This is a genomic window from Haloflavibacter putidus (genome assembly GCF_006546625.1).
Classification (GTDB): domain Bacteria; phylum Bacteroidota; class Bacteroidia; order Flavobacteriales; family Flavobacteriaceae; genus Mesonia; species Mesonia putida.
In genome coordinates this window covers 1-552 of sequence record NZ_VIAR01000034.1, presented here as the reverse complement: position 1 = coordinate 552, position 552 = coordinate 1, and the positions used below count along the sequence as shown (strand labels likewise).

Annotated in this window: 1 pseudogene; it reads left to right on the top strand. The window is 44.9% G+C overall.

Annotated elements, in window-relative coordinates:
* Positions 1-552 (top strand): annotated as a pseudogene (locus FKR84_RS13230) (transposase); the annotation flags it as partial.

Here is a 552-nt window from a genome sequence, read left to right as displayed (position 1 = left end):
GTTGAAATCAGCCGTGAACATGGCGTCAGTACTGCTGCCTTTTATAAATGGCGAGAGCGTTATGGCGGTATGAATGGAAAGGAGTTAAAACGCCTAAAGCAACTCGAAGAGGAGAACAGTAGGCTTAAACAGATGTATGCAAGCCTATCGCTGGACTATGACATGGCAAAAGAGATTATCAAAAAAAAGCTCTGAAGCCCTGCCGAAAGCGAGCGATCACCAAAGAACTTATCCATTACGGTATCAGCAGGGCGTGCCGCGTACTGAATATGAGCAAGAGTGTTTTCTATTATAAACCCCTACCGAAAAATGATAGTCCAATCGAAGAAGCCTTAAAAGAAAAAGCAGAAGATCATTCGGAAGAAGGGTTTTGGAAGGCTTATAACCGATTGCGCAACGAAGGAAAACCTTGGAACCACAAGCGTGTCCACAGGGTATATGTCGCCTTGGGGTTGCCTTTGAGAAGAAAGGTAAAAAAACGACTGCCTGCCAGGATAAAAGAGCCCTTGGAAGTTCCTCACGAGCCCAACGATACTTGGAGTATAGACTTTG